Below are 19,589 nucleotides of genomic sequence, written 5' to 3'. Positions count from 1 at the left end.
GACCGGTGTGTTCACAGGCGCTAGAACGTCAGTTGGCCGACATCGCGAGCGGCCTGGGCGAAGGCACGAATGAGGTCGTTCTCCGATGCGGTGCTCCAGATGAGCGCCCAGCGCAGCGGTGGCGCATCGCGAATGGGCACATGGGCCAGGTCGGGCCGCGCGTAGTAGCGTGTGGAGTGACCGTAGACGGGTGAGACAGCCTCGCCGGCGGCCAGGATGGGGAGCATCTCCTCTCCGCTGGAGACGATCGGGCCGATCCGGATGGGACGTCCACTTGGAGTCCGGGTGGGGACGAGCGCTTCGCGCCAATAGCCGGGATTAGCACCGCCCATGACGATCTCGTCCCCCAGATCCTCGTAACACACCCAGGGCCGCTCGGCCAGCCGATGGCCGGCCGACGCGGCCAGCACGGGGGGTTCGGTGGCGACGATCGACCCCACGGTGAGGTCGCGCTCCTCGACCGGGAGCCAGGCGAGCAGAACGTCGATCTCCCCGGCGCGCAGGGGGCCGAAGGGATCGCTGAAGCTGACATAGCGGAGCTGGATCTCGCAGGTGGGCTGCCGGACCGTGAACGAGTCGAACATGGGATGGAGCTCGGTGGTGTTGGTGCTGAGCATGCCCAGCCGCAGCACGTCGGTCTTCTTCCGCGCGGCCGACCTGGCCCGTCCCAGGATTTCGTGAAGCCCCTGGTAGACCGGGCGCAGGTCATCGCGGAGCCGGTGGCCGGCGGGCGTGAGCATGACGGCGCGGCTGTTGCGGGCGAACAACTCCGTTCCGATACTGCGTTCCTGCTTCTTGATCGCCTTGCTGACCGCCGCAACGGAGACGTGGAGCCGCTCTGCCGTGCGGCCGAAGTGCAGTTCCTCGGCGAGGGTCAGAAAGATCTCAATATCGCGCAGCTCCACACGACGCCTCTCCGTCGATCCCGCCATCGAGATCGTTCATTCGGTGCGCAGTATGACATGTCGGGTCATTGGAGTATTCACCGCGAGTATGACGCGGCGGCGCCATCGACCCCGTCACCAGACGCGGTCGGCTGTCCTAACCGCGCGCCGAGTACCTGTTCAAGACCGCCACGGCCCAGCTCGACCCGCACCGGCAAGGATGGACGCTCTACCAGCTCCGCCCTTCGGCCTTGCAGCCTCACGCACAGGCCCGGCGCAGCGTCCCGAGCTGCAGGTCGGCCTCGTACCGCGTGAGCTCCTGGGCGAGACCTCAGCACCGTCGGCGCAGGCGACCAGGAACGGCGCTCCATCGCCTCCACCAGCAACGAGGAACCCACCATGACGCTCGCCGAACTCCCGCCGTCTCGCCTTACGCGGCACCGTCCGGACGACTTCAGCGCCGTACAGCATTGCAGGTCAGGCACATCCGACCAGACCGAGCGCCTGGGAGTGAATTCAGGCATGGCCGGCTACCACCTGCGCAGGCTCGGCACCGCCGGATTCTCTCCCGCTACCGCCGCGCGGGTCCTTACGCCCGATGGCCGGCCCGCTCGCGGCCATGACGGTGTCGCTGACCGGCACGCGGGTCCCGGCCATCGCGCTGCCCTGGTTCGTCCCGACGACGATCGTCTGGCCCTCGCCCTCGCCCGCGTGGTGCGTGAGCTGGGAGCACTGCCCGGCTGAGGCCGTCAACCGTGGGTTAACGACCGTTGCGATAGTCGCCGTTGATGTGCAGCACTGCCCGGCGTGATGCTTGATCCATCCAAAGAACACGCCCGTCGGGAGGTAAATCGGGAAACGTACTTCTCTGGTGCTGTGGCGTGATCATCGTCTCTTCCACCGTATCCCTGATCGTCGCCGACCCGGCCGCTTCCAGCCGGTTCTTCACCAGCCATCTCGGCTTCCGCGAAACCCTGGCCGGTGAGGAGTTCATCGCGCTGGGCCGTGACGACGCCGCCGTCGACCTGGTGCTGGTGGAGCGCGACCTGGAGCGGCGGCAACCGGGACAGGGACTGGCGGAGGTGATCGTGGTGTTCACCGTCACCGGTCTGGCCGCCGAGTACGAGCGGCTGCGCGGTGAAGGCGCCCCCATCACCATCCCGCTCCGGCGGGAGCCGTGGGGTGAGCTGCTGATGCAACTCACTGACCCCAACGGCGTGGCGATCCAGCTCGTCGAGTGGATTTCCCCGATCACGGGCTGATTCCGACTGACCGACCAGATCGCGTCGTTGACCGTCACCGGCATCGTTGCCGAGGCATGCGTGTCCTGTCAGCGGCCGCGTCAGTACGGCGACGGCCCGGCATCAGCGCGGCCGGCGATGGTTGACGCCATGAGCGGATCAGCGTTGCGGCCGCAACGCCTGATGCGACCTCCTCGGGCGACTGACTTGGCAATCCAGACACCCGGGCACCACCAGGACCGCATTCCACCTCGGTCCCCCGGAGTGAATCCTTCTCATTGGTTCAAAGGAGCATGCAGTCATGTCCGTCACCCTTACCGAACAAGACAAGTTCACCTTGCGCACCGCCGCGTGGGGGGCCGTCTCGCTGATGACCGCCGCTGGTGCCGCCGGCTCTCCCCACAAGGCCGCCACCGAAGGCTCAATCGCCCTGACCTCCGCGACCGGCCTGGTCGGGCACGTGCTCACCAAGGCACCCAAGGGCCTGAACGGCAAGTCCACCGCCGCGCTGGCCGACCAAGTCCTGCCGGCCCTGACGGCAGCCATGAGCCTGCTCAAGGAACAGGCTCCCGAAGAGGCCGACAACTTCCGCCGCACCGTCATCGTCGCCGTCGAAGCGGCCACCCAGCCCCAGAAGGGCGAGCCCAGCCCCACCATGGCGGAGATGGCCCGCAAGATCACCGAGGCTCTCGACGCCGCTCCGGCCACGCCAGGGGCGGCCGCCCTGGACACCGGTGTGGCCGTGCCGCCGGCCGCTGCCGTACACGAGCGCCCGAAGCTCCAGAAGCTCATCCAGGAGATGGTCGATTCCGGTTTCGTCGGGGTGACGTTGCGCGTGCACGACCATCGGGGCGAGTGGGTCGGCAGCGCCGGGGTGGGCGAGCTCGGCGGGACCGAAAAGCCGCCGACGGACGGGCACTTCCGGATCGGCAGCAACACCAAGACCTTCACCGCGACCGTGGTGCTGCAGCTGGTGGCCGAGGGTCGGTTCGAGCTGGACGATGTGGTGGCCGATTATCTGCCTGAGTTCGGGCTGGACCGGCGAATCACGGTGCGGATGCTGTTGCAGCACAGCAGCGGGGTGTTCAACTTCACCGGCGACTACTACCCCGAGTACGTGCCGGGGGTCGTCTTTCAGGGCCGGGAGTGGGTGGAGGGCCGGTTCCGCACCTACCGGCCGGAGGAGCTGGTGCGGCTGGCGTTGTCCAAGCCGGCGCGGTTCGAGCCGGGCACCGACTGGAGCTACGCCAACACCAACTACGTGCTGGCCAGGCTGCTGGTCGAGAAGGTCACCGGCCGCTCGCTGGGCGAGGAGATGCAGCGGCTGATCCTGGGGCCGCTCGGGCTGTCGGGGACAGTGGTGCCGGATACCTCGACGGACGTGCCCGAGCCGCATGCCCACGCCTACTACCGGTACGAGGAGGACGGCCAGGAGAGAGTGGTCGACCTCACCCGCCAGAACCCGTCCTGGATCTCCACCGGCGGTGACATGATCTCGACCACCGCCGACCTGGCCACATTCATCTCCGCGCTGGTCGGTGGCAGGCTGCTGCCTGCCGAGCTGCTGGCCGAGATGTGCACGCCGGAATCGAAGGCGGGCTATGGCCTGGGGGTGTTCGTGCAGGATGTGCCGGGCGGCGGCACCGTCATCACGCATAACGGCGGCATCACCGGCCACGCGGGGCTGATGTACAGCACCCCCGACGGCGGCAAGACCCTCACCGCCGCGCTCAACTACGTCGATGACGCCGCGCTCTCCATGGCAGCGGCGTTCCAGGAGGCGACGCAGAGGCTCGTCCAGGAGGTGTTCGGCGGCGGGCAGAGCGGGCCGGCCGACGCGGCCGAGCCCGCCGCATAGATGCCGACGAGCACCGTTGGCTGGACCTGGGACGTGCCGGTAGGCGAGCTGAAAGGCAACGACACCCGGGCCTCCCATCCCGATCCCACACATTCCGCTTGACCCGCAATGCTCGGCGAGCTGTTCGCCCGAGCGCGACATCAGAGACGAGGAACATGAACAAGCAATCCCCACCAGCGGTCACGGTGACCCGGCCGCGTGGCATGGTCTTTCGGCGCGTGGCGGTCACGGCGCTGGCGGCCGCACTGCTGGCCGGGACGGCCAGCGCCGGAACAGCCGCTGCGCACAGCGGCGTGGCCGTGCCGAAGGCCGCTGCCGGGCAGGACCGGCCGGAGCTGCAGAATGCCATGCAGGCGTTCGTCGATGCCGGTTTCCTTGGGGCACAACTGCGCGTGCACGATCAGCGGGGCGAGTGGGTCGGCAGCGCTGGTGTGCGCAAGCTGGGCCAGACCGCCAAGCCGCCGACGAATGGGCGGTTCTGGGCGGGCAGCGTCACCAAGACCTTCACCGCGACCCTGGTGCTGCAACTGGTGGCCGCGGGCAAGATCGGGCTGGACGCCCCGGTGGCCGGCTACCTGCCGAAGCTCGGGCTGGACCAGCGGATCACGGTGCGGATGCTGCTGCAGCACACCAGCGGGCTGTTCAACTACGCAGGCGGCGAGGCCTACGACGACGGGACATACGTGCCGGGGCTCCCCGCCACCGGCGACGAGTGGCTGGACAACCGGTTCCACTCCTACACGCCGGAGGAGCTGGTCCGGTTCGCGTTGTCCAAGCCGGCGCGCTTCGAGCCCGGGACGGACCAGAGCTACGCCAACACCAACTACACGCTGGCCCTGCTGCTGATCGAGAAGGTCACCGGCCGCTCGTACGCCGAAGAGCTGCAGCGGCGGATCCTGCGGCCGCTGCAGCTGCGGGACACCGTGGTGCCGGGCAACCGGACCGAGCTCCCCGGGCCGCACGCCCACGGCTATTACCGCTACCAGGACGCCGGCCAGCAGAAGGTGGTCGACATCAGTCGCCAGAACCTCTCCCTGCTGGCCGGCGCAGGCGACCTGATCTCGACCACCCAGGACCTGCACACGTTCATCTCCGCGCTGATGGGCGGCAGGCTCCTGCCGGCCCCGCTGCTGGCCGAGATGCGCAAGCCGTACGGGAAGTACAACTACGGCTTCGGGCTGTTCGTGCAGGACCTGGGCCCGAACTGCGGCACTGTCTACCAGCACAACGGCAGCCCTCCGCACGGCTACGGGGCGCTGATGTACAGCTCACCCGACGGCAGCAAGACCTTGACCGCCTCGGTGACCTGGGTGGACGAGGCCACCAGGGGCCCGGCGAAGGACTTCCAGAAGCTGGTGGACGGGCTCGTCAAGAAGGTGTTCTGCGGCGGGCCGGCCGGGGCGGCTGAGGAGGCCAAGCAGTCTCAGTAGACAGCGCCGAGCACCGCGGCCCGTACGTCGTGAGGGTGGACGCCTGTCTCGGACCCGAGCTCCGTCCTCGTACCCCGGCTCCTTCGGCGAGGGCGTCGAAGGAGCGGCCGACCGGTACGTCGCGATGACACGCGCGACCCAGCAGTTCGTCATCCTCACAAGCTGACGACCGGCCGCGGCGTCCTGCCCGGCCTCGTCGTGGCGGCCCGCCACGACGAGGCCGCCGCCGTCAGTTGGGCGAGTCACGGCGGATCTCGTCAGGCCAGGCGAGCGGCACGCCGAGGGCGTTGGCGATGGGGGTGGTGCCGAGGTTCTTGTTCGCGGGCAGGAGGTTGGAAGAGCGGCTCGATGCGCCGGGGCTCTGCGCCTGCCGATAATCACATCCCCCAGGTCATGGCCATGTGGAGGCTTCGCATCGCGGCGCGAGCTCCAGCCACCAGGAGAGGCGAACGGCTCGGTGCGCTCCGCGACCTGCCCGATGCTCAGTTCTGATGTGCTGCCGGCCATGGAGCCGACCGTACGCCGTTGACCTAGACAAAGGTCTAGCATCTAGCTTCCGGATCATGGCAACGCCTCAGCACAAGCTTGGATCGGGATTCGGCGCCCGGAGTACCGCGAACGACGTTCTGCGCGGGATCGATCTCTCCGGCAAGCTCGCCATTGTCACCGGGGGCTACTCGGGCCTCGGGCTGGAGACCAGCCGCGCGCTCGCCCGCGCCGGAGCCCACGTCATCGTTCCGGCCCGGCGCAGGACGGCCGCTCGGGAGGCGGTCGAGGGCATCGAGGTCGACGAGGTGGACCTGGCCGACCTTGGCAGTGTCCGCGGATTCGCCGATCGGTTCCTTACGTCCGGGCGGGAGATCGACATCGTGATCAATAATGCCGGAATCATGGCCTGTCCCGAGACACGGGTCGGCCCCGGATGGGAGGCGCAGTTCGCGATCAACCACCTTGGCCACTACGCGCTTGTCAACCTGCTCTGGCCGGCGATCGCCCGTGGCGGGGCGGCCCGCGTTGTCGTCGTGGCCTCCGGCTTCGACCTGGTCTCAGGAGTGCGCTGGGACGACGTGCACTTCCAGCATGGCTACGACAAATGGCAGGCATACACACAGGCGAAGACGGCGAACGTGCTGTTCGCCGCGGAGCTCGACGTGCTCGGTCGGGACGCCGGAGTCCGGGCGTTCTCGGTGCATCCGGGGTACATCCTCACTCCGCTGCAACGCCACCTCACCAAGGAGGAGATGATCGACGCCGGCTGGATCGATGCGGCCGGCAAGCAGGTGAACGACGACTTCAAGACGCCTGCGCAGGGCGCGGCGACGCAGGTATGGGCTGCGACCTCACCGCAGTTGGCCGGTAAGGGCGGCGTCCACTGCGAGGACTGCGACATCGCCGAACCCTTCGGCGACGGCATGGGGGTCGACCCCGGACAGACCAGGCGCTTGTGGAGACTGTCGGCAGAGCTCACCGGCGTCAACGCGTTTCAATGAACATCGCCGACACCACCATGTGCCTTCACGACCTCCGCCATGGAGCTGCCTCGACTGCGCCGGCCGCGCACGTGGATCTGCGTACCGTTCAGGGGCGACTCGGGCACGTCGGCATTGTGCTGACCGCGACACCAACACGTCCGTGCTGCCGGAGTCGTACCCCGAGACGCCGGAGGCAACGGCCCGGCCGGTACTGACGACGGTGCACACGACCGCCTGAAACATCCGAAGAATCCGGTGGTCCCAGAGGTGACCCAAGCATGACCCAGATCAAGAACCGAGATCTTGCCCAGATCGGAAACCACAGGTGGGAGTGGTAGGGCGCCCAGGGCTCGAACCCGGAACCTACGGATTAAAAGCCATCGAATCGTGCCTCATTGCGTCACGGTGTCATACATTGTCTGCTTTCGAAATGTCGAAGAATGTCGCCCGCTGCCATTTCCCAGGCCTGAGAAATCGCCGGCCACTCGGCCATGAGGCCCCCGTCGTTGAGCTGCTTGATGACGCTGGGCTTGCCCTGATGCCGTTCCCGGAGATGGGTGAGGCGCTGGGCGAAGGTGCCGGCATGCTCGTCGCGGATGGTGTCCGAGCTCATGGGACTTGGCGCGGTCTCACCAGAGTTGGCGTCATTCGTGGCTCTGTCTCATCGAGTTGGCGTGCCCGCCGTCTGTTGTCCCGTCTCACTTGACTTGCGGTAGTCTCGTCGATCATGAGGCATCCGACCGTTTGTCTCACCTGTCCGAGGAGCAGCATCGGCGTTGAAAGGACCGGGGCATAGCCAAGCGGGAACGCGCCGACGCCATCCATTACGGCTGGGCTGTAGCGAATGCGCTGACGGCGGCGGGCATCGAGAACAGTGGCGCCGCACCGGCCGGGGGGCCGGGCAAGTTAAAGCGTGCCCTGACGATCTCGCTCCTGGACTGCTACTGGCACATCCCGGACTTCGAGAACTCCGTTGAGATGAGCCTCGAATGGGACGAGGAGCACGGGTGGGCGTTGCTCGACGTCAACGAGCCCGGTGCCGTGCGGGGTTTCGCCTACACCTACTACGACCTCGAGCTGGGTGTGTTGCCTGAACCGGCCAGGGTGGCACGGCTCGTCAACTCGGTTCTGGCCGGGAAGGAGTGTTTGGGCATCGGTCCCCGCCGCAAGTACCGCATGGCCATCAAGCACAATTCGGACTTCGAAGCCGCCCTGGCTGCCTACCGCGGCGAGGCGCCCAAGTGATTCCGGCGCACCACGGTGAGTTTCCTCGATATGCCTCAAGCCCAACGAGACACGACATCTGTGGCGGCGTCGGAGTCTCACAGTTCTGGCGGGCGAGCGGTGAATGTCTCACCGAAGTCGGCGTGAAGTGGAGGAAGTCTCAGTCGTCTGGCGTACGTGATCGCTACAGTGCGTCACCATCTCGGCCCGGGCGCCCATCCGCGGTCCGCTCCATCCGCGCCCTCATTCTGCGCCTGGTTCGGGAGAACCCGGCCATCATGGACGACGTCCCGCCGAGGCCGGCATCACGACGACGCTCACCGGCATTCGGATGCCGCGTCCCTGCCGGGAGCGACCTCCTGGCACTCACCGTCCCGGCCCCCTCCTGCCGGCATCCATCCTCGGCCTTCACCGTCTCGACGCACTGACAGGGAACCCATGCTGTCCTCTCCGACCACGCGCCCGTCCACCCCGTTCTGGCGAGACAACGGGGCGGCGCTGCTCATGGGAGCCCTGGCGGCGGCGCTGGCCGTCATGGTCAGGTTCGTCATCCCCTACGAGCGGGAGATCACCTCGGCCTGGATGCTCCTGGTCAAGCTGACCCCCCAGATCGCCGCCTGCGTCGCCGTCGCGTGGCTGGACGTCGCGTGGGCGCGGTGGCTGCGGCTGCACCTGGTGACGCTGCCGGCGATCTTCCTGGGCTTCCTCTGCTACTTCGTGCCCAAGACGTTCATGACCGCGCTGGACATGGTGGACGGGTCGGCGGTGTTCGAGGACCTTTACCTGCATGTGGTGGTGTTCGTACCGTTCCTCATCGTCGGCCTGGTGCTGTCCTACCGGGTCGGCGGCGGCTCGCGGGAGGGGGTGCTGCGGATCGGCGCAGCCATGACGATCCTCCAGATGTCGGGCCTGGAGGACCTGGTGGCGGTCGTCATGAACCGGCGGCTGAACGGGATCCCCGAGGTCTGGGACTGGGCGCACCACATGACGGTCCGGCTGGGACATCCCGCGACGCGGAACGAGGCCTACGCCTTCATCGCGGCGCACGTCGCACTCGCCGTCCTGACGCTGGCGCTCCCCCGGCGATGGCTCGCCGGGCTCGGCCGCCGGCTGCGCCCCACCCGAGCCCGCTCGGGCGTCTAGCCTCACCACGTTCGAGCTGGAGCCGGCCGCCGGGGCGCGGCTCCGGACGCCTCCGCCGTGATCCCGCTACCTGACGCCGGCCTCCTTCATGTCGCGTAGTTCGCGCTTGAGCTCCTTGATCTCGTCGCGGAGCCGGGCCGCGACCTCGAACTGCAGGTCCGCCGCCGCCTGGTGCATCTGCTCCGTCAGCGACTCGATGAGCGTCTCCATCTGCGCCCGCGGCATCTCGCCCGCGATGGCCTTGGCGTGCTGGCCGGCCTGCCTGGCGGCGAAGCCGGGCACCGGCGCCTTGCCGCGCGACTGCTGACGGCCGCCGCCGAGCAGGCGGTCGGTGTCGGCGTCCTCGCGCTGCAGCGAGTCGAGGATGTCGGCGATCTTCTTGCGCAGCGGCTGCGGGTCGATGCCGTTGGCCTCGTTGTAGGCGATCTGCTTGGCCCGGCGCCGGTTGGTCTCGTCGATGGCCCGCTCCATCGACGGCGTGATCTTGTCCGCGTACATGTGGACCTGGCCCGAGACGTTACGGGCGGCGCGGCCGATGGTCTGGATGAGGGAGGTCTCCGAGCGCAGGAAGCCCTCCTTGTCGGCGTCGAGGATGGCCACCAGCGACACCTCGGGCAGGTCGAGGCCCTCGCGCAGCAGGTTGATGCCGACCAGCACGTCGTACTCGCCGACGCGCAGCTCGCGCAGCAGCTCGATGCGGCGCAGCGTGTCGACCTCGCTGTGCAGGTAGCGCACCCGGATGCCGAGCTCCAGGAGGTAGTCGGTGAGGTCCTCGGACATCTTCTTGGTCAGGGTGGTGACCAGGACGCGCTCGTCGCGCTCGGCCCGCTCGCGGATCTCGTGGACCAGGTCGTCGATCTGCCCCTTGGTGGGCTTGACGACCACCTCGGGGTCGACCAGGCCGGTCGGCCGGATGACCTGCTCGACGACGTCGCCCTTGACGCGGCCCAGCTCGTAGGAGCCGGGCGTGGCCGACAGGTAGACGCTCTGCCCGATGCGCTCCAGGAACTCCTCCCACTTCAGCGGCCGGTTGTCCATCGCCGACGGCAGGCGGAAGCCGTGGTCGACCAGGGTGCGCTTGCGGGAGGCGTCGCCCTCGTACATGGCGCCGATCTGCGGCACCGTCTGGTGCGACTCGTCGAGGACGAGCAGGAAGTCCTCGGGGAAGTAGTCGAGCAGGGTGTTGGGGGCGCTGCCCGGCTCGCGGCCGTCCATGTGGCGCGAGTAGTTCTCGATGCCGGAGCAGGTGCCGATCTGGCGCATCATCTCGATGTCGTACGTGGTGCGCATGCGCAGCCGCTGCGCCTCCAGCAGCTTGCCCTGGCGCTCCAGCTCGGCGAGCCGGTCGGCCAGCTCCGCCTCGATGCCGCGCACGGCCGCCGACATCCGCTCCTCGCCGGCCACGTAGTGGGAGGCGGGGAAGATGTAGAGCTCCTCGTCCTCCGTGATGACCTCGCCGGTCAGCGGGTGCATGGTGGACAGCTTCTCGATCTCGTCGCCGAACATCTCGATGCGGACGGCGAGCTCCTCGTACTTCGGGATGATCTCGATCGTGTCGCCGCGCACCCGGAACGTGCCCCGGGTGAAGGCCAGGTCGTTGCGGGTGTACTGCATGTCGACGAGGCGGCGCAGCAGCCGGTCGCGGTCGATGTCCATGCCGACGCGCAGCCGGGTCATGCGGTCGACGTACTCCTGCGGCGTGCCCAGGCCGTAGATGCACGACACGGAGGCGACCACGATCGTGTCACGGCGCGTGAGCAACGAGTTGGTCGCCGAGTGGCGCAGCCGCTCGACCTCGTCGTTGATCGAGGAGTCCTTCTCGATGTAGGTGTCGCTCTGCGGGACGTACGCCTCGGGCTGGTAGTAGTCGTAGTACGAGACGAAGTACTCGACGGCGTTGTTGGGCAGCATCTCGCGCAGCTCGTTGGCGAACTGGGCGGCGAGCGTCTTGTTGGGCTGCATGATGAGCGCGGGGCGCTGCAGCCGCTCGATCAGCCACGCGATGGTGGCGGTCTTGCCCGTGCCCGTGGCGCCCAGCAGGACGTTGTCCTTGGCCCCGGCCTTGACGCGGCGCTCCAGCTCGGCGATGGCCGCCGGCTGGTCGCCGGAAGGAGTCATCTCGGTGACGACCTCGAAGGGCGCCACCTTCCGCTGCAAATCAGTGACCGGTCGCATGCTGCCACTGTAGGTCGCGCCACCGACAGAACCGCCCGCCGGTGGGGCTCGCGGCGGACGACGCCGCGCTCGCACTTCGGCGGCGCGATATCGCAACAGACCTGTGAGATCGCACTGCAAGCGAACAGCAAGTCCCACCCGATACGGTCGAAACCGCCTGTAGCGGAAAAGGAAGGTGCTATGTCACGACCCAGAGAGGCGCTCGTCCAAGCGGGCCAGGGCGTCGCCCAGGCCGTCATGCAGGGAGGCGACTTCAGGCAGGCGGCCGGTCAGGTGGCGGGCCAGCTGATGAGCCAGGCGGGTCAGGCCGGCGGCCAGGCACCCGGATTCGCCCTCAACCCGCACGACTTCGCCGCCGCCCGTGACGGCGGCGCGTCGGTGGGCACGCTCATCGAGGCGCGCACCGCGTCGTTGAACGAGGCCGGCGAGATCATCAACCGCAGCTTCGCCGAGAACGGCATGCACGTCATCTCGCCGGTGGTGATCCCCAAGGGCAGCACCGCCAAGGTCGTGGTGCCGCTGGGCATCCTCGTGGTGCTCGGCCTGATCGGCGCCCTGGGCAACGTCATCCCCCGGACCGAGCTGCTCTTCGGCCCCCACTACTGGGTGGTGCTCGTGCTGGCGGCGGCGTTCCTGTGGTGGCGCCGCAGCGTCGTCATGGTGCCCGAGGGCTGCAAGGCGCTGATCACCAAGTTCGGCAAGCTCGTGCACATCGCCGACCCGGGCCGCGTGACCCTGATCAACCCGTGGAAGCGGGTCAGCTACATCGTCAACACCACCCGCGAGTACCCCTTCAACGCCCCCATCCGCGAGGCGCCGACCCAGCAGGGCGTCAAGGCCAGCGTCGACCTGTTCCTCCAGTTCCGGATCGAGAACCCGGCCGAGTTCATCTTCGTGCTCGGCTCGGTCAGCGGCTTCCAGTCCAAGCTGCAGAACGCCATCAGCGAGGTCACCCGCTCCCTCATCTACGCCCAGCGCGCCGAGGACATCTACGACCTGGTGGGCGAGAGCACGCTCGGCATGCTGGAGAGCCTCAACCAGCAGTTCCTGCCGGCCGTCCGGCTCACCGACGTCAACATCACGCACGCCGAGCCGTCCAGCCAGGAGTACCGCATGGACCTCGCGGCGCCCGAGATGGTGCGGGTCGCCAAGGAGGCCTACACCTACGAGTACGAGCTCCAGCTGCGCAAGGAGCAGAACGAGGGCGACCTGGTCAAGGAGCTGGCCGGGCTGCACGAGACGCTCAGCGCCATCCAGGCGGAGATCGCCGGCTACCAGGCCCGCATGGACACCGCCCTCGAACGCGCCTCCCACCAGGCCCGCATGGACACCGCCCTCGAACGCGCCTCCCACCAGGCCAAGGCCCAGGCCAGGCAGCGGCTGGTCGAGGCGGAGTCCACGGCCAACGCCAACTCGGCGCTGCTGGAGGCGCAGGCCCTCGACATCCGGGCGCTGAGCGCCGCCGAGGCGCCGGAGATCCTCGACTACCGCTTCCAGCAGGACCTGCTGGACAAGCTGGAGTCGGTCTCGTCGCGGCTGCCCCAGGTGGTGCAGGTGGGCGAGCGGACCGACATCGACTTCCTGGAGCTCGCCCAGCAGCTCGTCGGGGGCCGGGGCGCGGCGCTGTTCTCGGCCGAGGACATGGCGGCGATCCGGGGCAGGCTGTCGGCGATCGGCGAGCGCGTGCGCGTCCGTGAGGCGGAGATCGCCGCGCTGCTCGGCAGGGCGGCCGACGTGGACGCCTCAGCGGTGGCGCCGGTGACGGTGGACGTGATGACGGAGGGTGAGGTCCGATGAGCGGCCGCGAGTTCTCGAAGATCAAGGAGTCGCTGGCGTCCTGGTCCGACATCCGCCAGCTCCTGCGCGGCGGCGAGCAGGGCCAGCTCGTGCCCGTGGTGATCCCCAGGGACCGGCGCGGGTTCGCCTGGATGACGCTGGTGTTCCTGGCGGTGTACTTCGCCGGGATGGCGGTGGTGACCGACGTCCAGACCCTGCCCGCGCTGGCCGCGCTGCTCCTGCTGGCGCTCGCGGCCGTGCTGATGTGGCGCAAGGCGATCATCGAGATCGAGGAGGGCACGACGGGCGTCCGCAGCCGCTGGGGCGCGATCACCGGCACGCTGCCGCCCGGCCGGCACTACCTGTGGCTGCCGTGGGACCGGGTGGACGCGGTGGTCGACACCTCCACCGAGATCCCGTACTCGGCGCCCATCGTGGCCTGCCCGACGGCCGAGAACGTGCCGCTGAAGTCGATCGAGTTCTTCCTCAAGTTCCGCATCGTGGACCCGGTCGCGTTCGTGCGGACCATCGGCGCGGGCAACTTCGACCTGGTGCTGGCCAGTGCCGTGCAGGACGCCATCCGGCAGCGCAGCCGCCGCGTCCAGACCGAGCGCGCGTACGACCTGCGCGGCTCGGACGTGGGCGACATGCAGGAGGCGCTCAACCGCCAGCTCGGCCGGTACGGCGTGCGCGTGACCGGCGCGAACATCCCCGACGTGCAGCTTCCCGACCAGTACCAGCAGCACCTGGCCACCCGGGAGAAGGTGGCCAAGGAGCTGTCGGCGTACGAGCGGGAGTGGGAGCTGACCCGCAAGCGCCGCATCGACACCCTGCTCATGGAGATCGAGCGCTCCAAGAAGACCCGTGACGCCCGCGTCGTCGAGGTCAAGGCCGCTCACAACACGGCGCGCAAGGACGTGGCCCGCATGCTGGAGGAGCAGGAGACCGAGGCGCAGCGCGTGCGCTGGGAGATCGAGGCGCGCGGCCGGGCCGAGCTGACCTCCGCCGAGAACGAGGCCAAGGCGCTGCGCCGGCTGGCCGAGTCCTACCGTGACAACCGGGCCGTGCTCCAGTACGAGCTGGCCCGCCGCCGCCTCGACGTGGGCGCCAAGCTGGCCGAGAGCGCCCCGCAGCCGCTGGTGGTGCGCACCCAGCCGGGCTCGGGCGACGCCTCGGCCCTGTCCACGATGCTGCTGGCCCAGTTCCTCCCCCGCATCTCGGGCCAGGTGGCCGCCCCCAACGGCGCCACTCCCCCCGCCCAGCGCTGATCCGCCGGCGCTGCAACCGAACGCATAGGAGAAGGACCCCATGGTGTTCCGCAAGCTGATGGCCGCGTTCGGCGCGGGCGTCGAGGTCGACACGGTGCTGTCCGGCACCACCGTCCGCCCGGGTGACCCGCTGCGCGGCGTCGTGAACTTCCGCGGCGGCGGCTCCGACTACAAGGTCGAGGGCATCCACCTCGACCTGACCGCCGTGGTCGAGGTCGAGAGCGGCGACAACGAGTACAAGACCACGTACAGCTTCCTGCGCCAGCAGGTCGCGGGGGCGTTCCAGCTCGCCGCGGGGGCGCAGCACAGCCAGCCGTTCGAGCTCCAGATCCCGTGGGAGACGCCGATCAGCACCGTCGGCGGGCACCCGCTGCACGGCATGCGGCTCGGCGTGCAGACCGAGCTGGCGCTGGCGGGCGCGCTGGACAAGGGCGACCTCGACCCGCTGTACGTGGACCCCCTGCCGGCGCAGCAGCACCTGCTGGGCGCGCTGGACCGCATGGGCTTCCACTTCAAGAAGGCCGACCTGGAGCGGGGCACGCTGTACGGCTCCACCATGCCGTTCTTCCAGGAGATCGAGTACCACGCCGGCGGCCAGTGGCGGCGGTACTTCAACGAGCTGGAGCTGACGTTCATCGCGGGGCCGCGGCAGATGGACGTCATCCTGGAGGCCGACAAGCGGGGCGGGTTCCTGACCTCCGGCCACGACGCCTACAACCGCTTCACGGTCCGCTACGACGCCGGCCCCGGCACGGCCGACCAGGCGCTGCAGCACGGCCTGGAGCAGATGGCCCGCCACCGCGGCTGGTTCTGAGGCGTCCCGGAGGGGGCCGCGCCACGGCCCCCTCCCCCCGGCGCGCGGCGACCGTATCTTCCGCGAGCTGGCACGGGCCTGGGGCGATCGTTACCATGGCGCTCGGGGACTGAACGATCGTCGGATGCGGGGCCAGCGATGTCACGGTTCAGGTCGGCGTGGAGCCGGGTCGCGCCATGGGCGGCCCAGAACGCCGACGGGGCGATCGCCCTCGTCCTGGCCATCGTCGTCGGCGTGCTCGGCATCATGCCCGACGAGGTGTTCGGTCCCAAGGGCGCCGAGGTGCAGCAGCAGCTCGTCAGCGCGGCCACGCTGGTGATCCTCGCGCTCGTGGCCACCGCGCTGCTGCGCGACCGCGTCCGGCAGGCGCCCGTCGAGGAGACGATCACCTCCGGCGCGCTCGCCGAGCTCCCGGCCCGGCTGGCCCGGCTGGACGAGATCGACGGCCTGGTCGCCGGCACCCGCAAGGCGCTGGACGTGCTCCAGCTCGTGCGGGTCCTCGGCAGCCGCCAGGAGATCGCCCAGGCCCACGCCGAGGCGCGCGAGGACACCACCCGGTGGAGCTTCAAGGGCGGCACCGGCACCTACCTGCGGGCCGTCACCCTGCCCCGGTGCGTCGCCGCGGCCCGCCGGGTGAAGCGGCACCTCACCGTGCGCGTCGAGATCGTCGACCCGACCAACGCCGAGGTGTGCGAGACCTACGCCCACTACCGGCGGTCGCTGTCCGACACGCCCGACGGCACGGGCGAGACGTGGACGACCGACCGGGTCAGGAAGGAGTCGTACGCGACGATCCTGGCCGCGTTCTGGCACCGGCAGCGCTACGGCCTGCTGGACATCGGGGTGGGCCTGTCGGCGACGATGACGACGTTCCGCTGGGACCTGTCGGCGACCCGGCTCATCATGACCGTCGAGGACCCCAACCGGGCGATGACCGCGCTGGCCGGCACGTTCTTCTACGAGAACTGCGACACCGAGCTGCGGCTGAGCTTCGAGCAGGCGCGCCGGGTGCCGCTGGAGAAGTACAAGAAGGTGCCGCTCAGCGACGAGCCGACGGTCGAGGAGGTCCAGGAGCTGTTCGAGCGCATCGGCGTGCCGCTGCCGCGCTCGTACAACGAGCACGACGTGGTCGACATCGCCCGCAAGGCGCTGCGCGCCGTGAATCCGTACGGGGGGTGAGCGGGGGGTGAGCCACGACGACGTCTACCGGGAGCTGGCGGGGGGCCGGGCCGGCGAGTGGACGCTGAAGGCGCTGTCCGGCGAGGTCCGGGCCGTGCGCCACCCGCTCGGGTTCGTCTGCCTGCCGCTGGAGCGCTCAGGCGGCGACGGCGTGTGCGTCCACCTGTGGTCCGGGGCGCTGGCGCACGCCGAGAGCACCACCTCGCAGATCCACTGCCACAGCTGGGACCTGTTCAGCCACGTCCTGTACGGCCAGATCCGCAACGTCCACGTGGACGTGGCCGACGCCGGGCCCGACGCCACCCACCGGGTGTTCGAGGTGGTCAGCGACCCGGGCGGCGACCACATCAGCCCCACCGGCCGCACCGTGCGCCACGCGACGGGCCTGGTCGAGGTGTTCGGCCCCGGTGACAGCTACACCCTGCGCGCCGGCCGCTTCCACAGCAGCGTGGTGCCGGAGGGCGGCGAGGCGGCCACGATAGCCCTGGGCCGGGGCAGGCGGGGCAGCCGCGACCTGTCCCTCGGCCCGCTGGCCGGCCTCGGCCACCACGTCTCCAGGCAGCCGCTCGACCCGGAGGAGACGGCCCACGCCGTCCGCCTGATAGCCGCCCACCTGACCTGAGGGGTGCCGATGGACCTACAGCACGCTCGCGCGGTCGCCGTCGAGGCCGCCGAGGCCGCCGGGCGGCTCATCCGGAGCGGCGCCGGCGGCGCGCTCGGGGTCCGCGCCAAGGGCCGCTCCGGCGACGTGGTGACCGATCTCGACCTCGCCTCCGAGAAGCTGCTGCTGGAGCGGGTCCTGACCGCGTTCCCGTCGCACACGGTGATCGCCGAGGAGTCGGGGCTGCTGGGGGCGCGCGACGGCGAGTGGACGTGGCTCGTCGACCCGCTCGACGGCACCAACAACGTGGCGATCGGCCTGCAGGCGTACGTGGTCGGGGTGGCCCTGTGCCGGGGCGGACGGCCGGTGCTGGGCGTCGTCCACGACCCGGTCGCCGGGCAGACCTGGTCGGCGGTGCGGGGCGAGGGCGCGCTCACCTCGTCGGGGGCGCGGCTCGCGCCGCCGTACCACGCGACGCCGCACGGGCCGCTGCTGGCCTGGACGCAGGGCTACGCCGTCTCCCGCGGCGACGCGGCCGTGCTCGGGCTGAAGGCCGGGCTGGAGGGGCACGCCCGCAGGATGCTGCAGCTCTGGGCGCCGCTGCTGCAGTGGGCGATGCTGGCCAGGGGCGACATCGACGGCTTCGTCGGCTACCGGGCGGAGGCGGTGGACCTGCCGGCCGGGGCGCTCATCGCGCGGGAGGCGGGCATCGAGATCCGGGCGCTGGACGGCGGGCCGTTCGAGGAGCGTTTCGACGGCCCGGCGGAGGGCCGCAGCTTCGTCGCCGCCCACCCGCGCGCCCTGCCCGCCCTCCTCGACGTGGTCAGGAGGTCAGGACGAGCGCCCACACCGTGACGAGGAGGCCGGCGACGGCGAGGCCCGCGCCGGTCAGCAGGAAGCGGCGCATCGGCACGCGCACGTCGTGGCGGCGGCACGACTCGAACCACAGCAGCGTGGCCAGCGAGGCCCACGGCGTGATGACGGGGGCCACGTTCGTGCCGATGAGCAGGGCGAGGAGCTGGTCGCGCTCGCCCGAGGGGATGACCTGCTCGACGGCCTTGTAGGCGGGCAGGTTGTTGATGGTGTTGGCGAGCCCGCCGCCGACGGCGGCCGTGCGGTAGGGGTCGTGGCCCGTGCCGAGCATCCAGCTCATCAGGTCGGCCAGGCCGTACCTGCTGAGGGTGGGGACCACGAGGAACAGGCCGGTCACGAAGATGAGGAGCTGCCACGGGATCAGGCCCCAGGTGAGCCGCTTGCGGGCGCGCAGCGCGTAGGCGGCCACGACGATGAGCGCGGCGGCGGGCGCGGCGACGCCGACCTGGACCTTGAGCAGGAGCGCGACGATGAACAGCACGCAGGCCGCCGAGGCGACGGCGAACAGCACCCGGTCGCCGACCGGCTCCAGCAGCGGCGGCGTGTAGCGCAGGTCGCGGCGCTCGCCGCGCCGCCAGTAGAACACCCACAGGAACGCCATGGTCACGACGATGGAGGCGATCTGCGGGGCCCACATGCGGGCGGCGAACTCCTGGGCGTCCAGGCCGATCTTCTGCATGCCGAGCAGGTTGGTGAGGTTGGAGACCGGCAGCAGCAGGCTCGCGGTGTTGGCCAGCCAGATCGTGGTCATGGCCAGGGGCAGGGGGGCGATGCGCGCCTTGGGGGCCAGGGCCAGCATGACCGGGGTGAGCAACACCGCAGTCGTATCAAGATTCAGAAATATCGTGACGAAGGATGCGAAAGCCGTACAGAGGAGGAAAAGGGCGGCGTAGTTGCCGCGTCCCAGCACCGCCATCCGCGCCGCGATGACGTCGAAGACCTGGGCCTCCTTGGTCAGCTCCGCCAGCACGATGATCCCCACCAGGAACACCAGCAGCGGCCCGATGTCGTTCAGGCTCTCGGCGGCCTCGCTCAGCGGGAGCAGCCCGCTCGCCACGAACAGCACACCGAGCGCCAGGAGGCCGATCCTGATCCAGTCGAGCACGCCCAGACGCCGCCACACCCGACGATGATCGCACATCGCCTCCCCAACGCCGATGCCGCGAGGGATACTGAGCAGATGTCACGCGACGGCAGGCCGACCGAGATCTTCGTCAGCTACTCCCCCGCCGACACGGCGTGGGCGACGTGGATCGCGTGGGAGCTGGAGGCCGCCGGGTACAAGACCATGATCCAGGCGTGGGACTTCGTCCCCGGGACGAACTTCATCGACTTCATGGATCGTGGCGTCAGCGAGGCGCAGCTCGTCGTGGCCGTGCTCTCGCGCCACTACCTCACCTCCCGCTACGGGCGCCTGGAGTGGCAGGCCGCGCTGCGCGCCGACCCCGACGACCCCTCACGCAAGCTGGTCACGATCCGGCTGGAGGACGTCCAACTGGAGGGACTGCTGTCCACGATCACCTGGGTCGACCTGCTCGGCGTGAACGACGCCGGCCAGGCCAGGGCGCGGCTGCTCGGCCGCGTCGGCGAGGCGCTGGCCGGCCGGGCCAAGCCCGACGTGCCGCCCGCCTTCCCCACCGGCGCGAACGCC

18 protein-coding genes are annotated in these 19,589 nt (G+C 69.6%); 14 read left to right on the top strand and 4 right to left on the bottom strand.

Annotation, left to right across the window (positions count from 1 at the left end; translation table 11 throughout):
* Positions 1–20: 20 nt before the first annotated feature.
* Positions 21–905, bottom strand: a complete 885-nt coding sequence (locus MTP10_RS39265; RefSeq protein WP_310716666.1) for a LysR family transcriptional regulator — start codon at positions 903–905, stop codon at positions 21–23.
* Between the two features lie 378 nt (positions 906–1,283).
* On the opposite strand from MTP10_RS39265, the gene MTP10_RS39260 reads away from it, so the two are divergent.
* The 5 genes from MTP10_RS39260 to MTP10_RS39240 all read left to right on the top strand — a co-directional run bounded on the left by MTP10_RS39260 (position 1,284) and on the right by MTP10_RS39240 (position 6,903).
* A complete protein-coding gene (locus MTP10_RS39260; RefSeq protein WP_310716664.1) occupies positions 1,284–1,628 on the top strand; it encodes a hypothetical protein in 345 nt (114 codons plus the stop codon).
* Between the two features lie 137 nt (positions 1,629–1,765).
* A complete protein-coding gene (locus tag MTP10_RS39255; RefSeq protein ID WP_310716662.1) occupies positions 1,766–2,146 on the top strand; it encodes a VOC family protein in 381 nt (126 codons plus the stop codon).
* 280 nt (positions 2,147–2,426) lie between these two features.
* The gene (locus MTP10_RS39250; protein ID WP_310716660.1) at positions 2,427–3,983 is read left to right on the top strand and encodes a serine hydrolase domain-containing protein; all 1,557 of its coding nucleotides are present in this window, start codon (positions 2,427–2,429) and stop codon (positions 3,981–3,983) included.
* Positions 3,984–4,138: 155 nt separating this feature from the next.
* Positions 4,139–5,413 (top strand): serine hydrolase domain-containing protein, encoded by a 1,275-nt coding sequence (locus tag MTP10_RS39245; RefSeq protein WP_310716659.1) that lies wholly within the window; start codon positions 4,139–4,141, stop codon positions 5,411–5,413.
* Between the two features lie 563 nt (positions 5,414–5,976).
* Positions 5,977–6,903 carry an SDR family NAD(P)-dependent oxidoreductase gene (locus MTP10_RS39240; RefSeq protein ID WP_310716657.1) on the top strand — a complete coding sequence of 309 codons (927 nt, stop codon included), beginning with the start codon at positions 5,977–5,979 and terminating at the stop codon, positions 6,901–6,903.
* A 382-nt stretch (positions 6,904–7,285) separates the two neighbouring features.
* On the opposite strand, the gene MTP10_RS39235 is transcribed toward MTP10_RS39240, so the two are convergent.
* Positions 7,286–7,498, bottom strand: a complete 213-nt coding sequence (locus tag MTP10_RS39235; protein ID WP_310716655.1) for a hypothetical protein — start codon at positions 7,496–7,498, stop codon at positions 7,286–7,288.
* Positions 7,499–7,677: 179 nt separating this feature from the next.
* On the opposite strand from MTP10_RS39235, the gene MTP10_RS39230 reads away from it, so the two are divergent.
* Together MTP10_RS39230 and MTP10_RS39225 are read left to right on the top strand one after the other, a co-directional pair.
* Complete coding sequence (locus MTP10_RS39230; protein ID WP_310716740.1) at positions 7,678–8,130, top strand: DUF6292 family protein; 453 nt, start codon at positions 7,678–7,680, stop codon at positions 8,128–8,130.
* 417 nt (positions 8,131–8,547) lie between these two features.
* Positions 8,548–9,252 carry a hypothetical protein gene (locus MTP10_RS39225; RefSeq protein ID WP_310716654.1) on the top strand — a complete coding sequence of 235 codons (705 nt, stop codon included), beginning with the start codon at positions 8,548–8,550 and terminating at the stop codon, positions 9,250–9,252.
* Between the two features lie 66 nt (positions 9,253–9,318).
* Here MTP10_RS39225 and uvrB read toward each other — a convergent pair whose 3' ends face one another.
* Positions 9,319–11,427, bottom strand: a complete 2,109-nt coding sequence (uvrB, locus tag MTP10_RS39220) for an excinuclease ABC subunit UvrB (protein ID WP_310716652.1) — start codon at positions 11,425–11,427, stop codon at positions 9,319–9,321.
* A 180-nt stretch (positions 11,428–11,607) separates the two neighbouring features.
* On the opposite strand from uvrB, the gene MTP10_RS39215 reads away from it, so the two are divergent.
* From MTP10_RS39215 to MTP10_RS39190, 6 genes are all read left to right on the top strand, one after another.
* Complete coding sequence (locus tag MTP10_RS39215) at positions 11,608–13,224, top strand: SPFH domain-containing protein (RefSeq protein WP_310716650.1); 1,617 nt, start codon at positions 11,608–11,610, stop codon at positions 13,222–13,224.
* Positions 13,221–14,471 (top strand): SPFH domain-containing protein, encoded by a 1,251-nt coding sequence (locus MTP10_RS39210; RefSeq protein WP_310716648.1) that lies wholly within the window; start codon positions 13,221–13,223, stop codon positions 14,469–14,471. Before MTP10_RS39215 ends, MTP10_RS39210 begins: the two co-directional genes overlap by 4 nt.
* A gap of 40 nt (positions 14,472–14,511) precedes the next feature.
* Complete coding sequence (locus tag MTP10_RS39205) at positions 14,512–15,285, top strand: sporulation protein (protein WP_310716646.1); 774 nt, start codon at positions 14,512–14,514, stop codon at positions 15,283–15,285.
* Between the two features lie 138 nt (positions 15,286–15,423).
* Positions 15,424–16,464 carry a hypothetical protein gene (locus MTP10_RS39200; protein ID WP_310716644.1) on the top strand — a complete coding sequence of 347 codons (1,041 nt, stop codon included), beginning with the start codon at positions 15,424–15,426 and terminating at the stop codon, positions 16,462–16,464.
* Between the two features lie 7 nt (positions 16,465–16,471).
* Entirely contained in the window at positions 16,472–17,086 is a 615-nt protein-coding gene (locus MTP10_RS39195; protein WP_310716642.1) for a hypothetical protein, read from the top strand.
* 9 nt (positions 17,087–17,095) lie between these two features.
* The gene (locus tag MTP10_RS39190; RefSeq protein WP_310716640.1) at positions 17,096–17,920 is read left to right on the top strand and encodes an inositol monophosphatase; all 825 of its coding nucleotides are present in this window, start codon (positions 17,096–17,098) and stop codon (positions 17,918–17,920) included.
* Here the strand turns inward: MTP10_RS39190 and MTP10_RS39185 are convergent.
* The gene (locus tag MTP10_RS39185) at positions 17,889–19,061 is read right to left on the bottom strand and encodes an SLC13 family permease (protein WP_310716638.1); all 1,173 of its coding nucleotides are present in this window, start codon (positions 19,059–19,061) and stop codon (positions 17,889–17,891) included. The genes MTP10_RS39190 and MTP10_RS39185 overlap by 32 nt on opposite strands.
* Before the next feature lie 57 nt (positions 19,062–19,118).
* Between MTP10_RS39185 and MTP10_RS39180 the strand changes: the two genes are divergently transcribed.
* The coding region (locus MTP10_RS39180) for a toll/interleukin-1 receptor domain-containing protein (RefSeq protein WP_310716637.1) at positions 19,119–19,589 on the top strand (471 nt) is incomplete at its 3' end.

Source organism: Nonomuraea sp. 3-1Str (assembly GCF_031570565.1).
Classification (GTDB): Bacteria; Actinomycetota; Actinomycetes; order Streptosporangiales; family Streptosporangiaceae; genus Nonomuraea.
This window is presented reverse-complemented; position numbering and strand designations above follow the sequence as displayed.

Coding starts and splice junctions, on each gene's coding strand:
- uvrB (WP_310716652.1), bottom strand. CDS start 11,427: ATGCGACCGGTCACTGATTTGCAGCGGAAGGTGGCGCCCTTCGAGGTC.
- MTP10_RS39235 (WP_310716655.1), bottom strand. CDS start 7,498: ATGAGCTCGGACACCATCCGCGACGAGCATGCCGGCACCTTCGCCCAG.
- MTP10_RS39215 (WP_310716650.1), top strand. CDS start 11,608: ATGTCACGACCCAGAGAGGCGCTCGTCCAAGCGGGCCAGGGCGTCGCC.
- MTP10_RS39190 (WP_310716640.1), top strand. CDS start 17,096: ATGGACCTACAGCACGCTCGCGCGGTCGCCGTCGAGGCCGCCGAGGCC.
- MTP10_RS39250 (WP_310716660.1), top strand. CDS start 2,427: ATGTCCGTCACCCTTACCGAACAAGACAAGTTCACCTTGCGCACCGCC.
- MTP10_RS39200 (WP_310716644.1), top strand. CDS start 15,424: ATGTCACGGTTCAGGTCGGCGTGGAGCCGGGTCGCGCCATGGGCGGCC.
- MTP10_RS39260 (WP_310716664.1), top strand. CDS start 1,284: ATGACGCTCGCCGAACTCCCGCCGTCTCGCCTTACGCGGCACCGTCCG.
- MTP10_RS39205 (WP_310716646.1), top strand. CDS start 14,512: ATGGTGTTCCGCAAGCTGATGGCCGCGTTCGGCGCGGGCGTCGAGGTC.
- MTP10_RS39225 (WP_310716654.1), top strand. CDS start 8,548: ATGCTGTCCTCTCCGACCACGCGCCCGTCCACCCCGTTCTGGCGAGAC.
- MTP10_RS39245 (WP_310716659.1), top strand. CDS start 4,139: ATGAACAAGCAATCCCCACCAGCGGTCACGGTGACCCGGCCGCGTGGC.
- MTP10_RS39240 (WP_310716657.1), top strand. CDS start 5,977: ATGGCAACGCCTCAGCACAAGCTTGGATCGGGATTCGGCGCCCGGAGT.
- MTP10_RS39210 (WP_310716648.1), top strand. CDS start 13,221: ATGAGCGGCCGCGAGTTCTCGAAGATCAAGGAGTCGCTGGCGTCCTGG.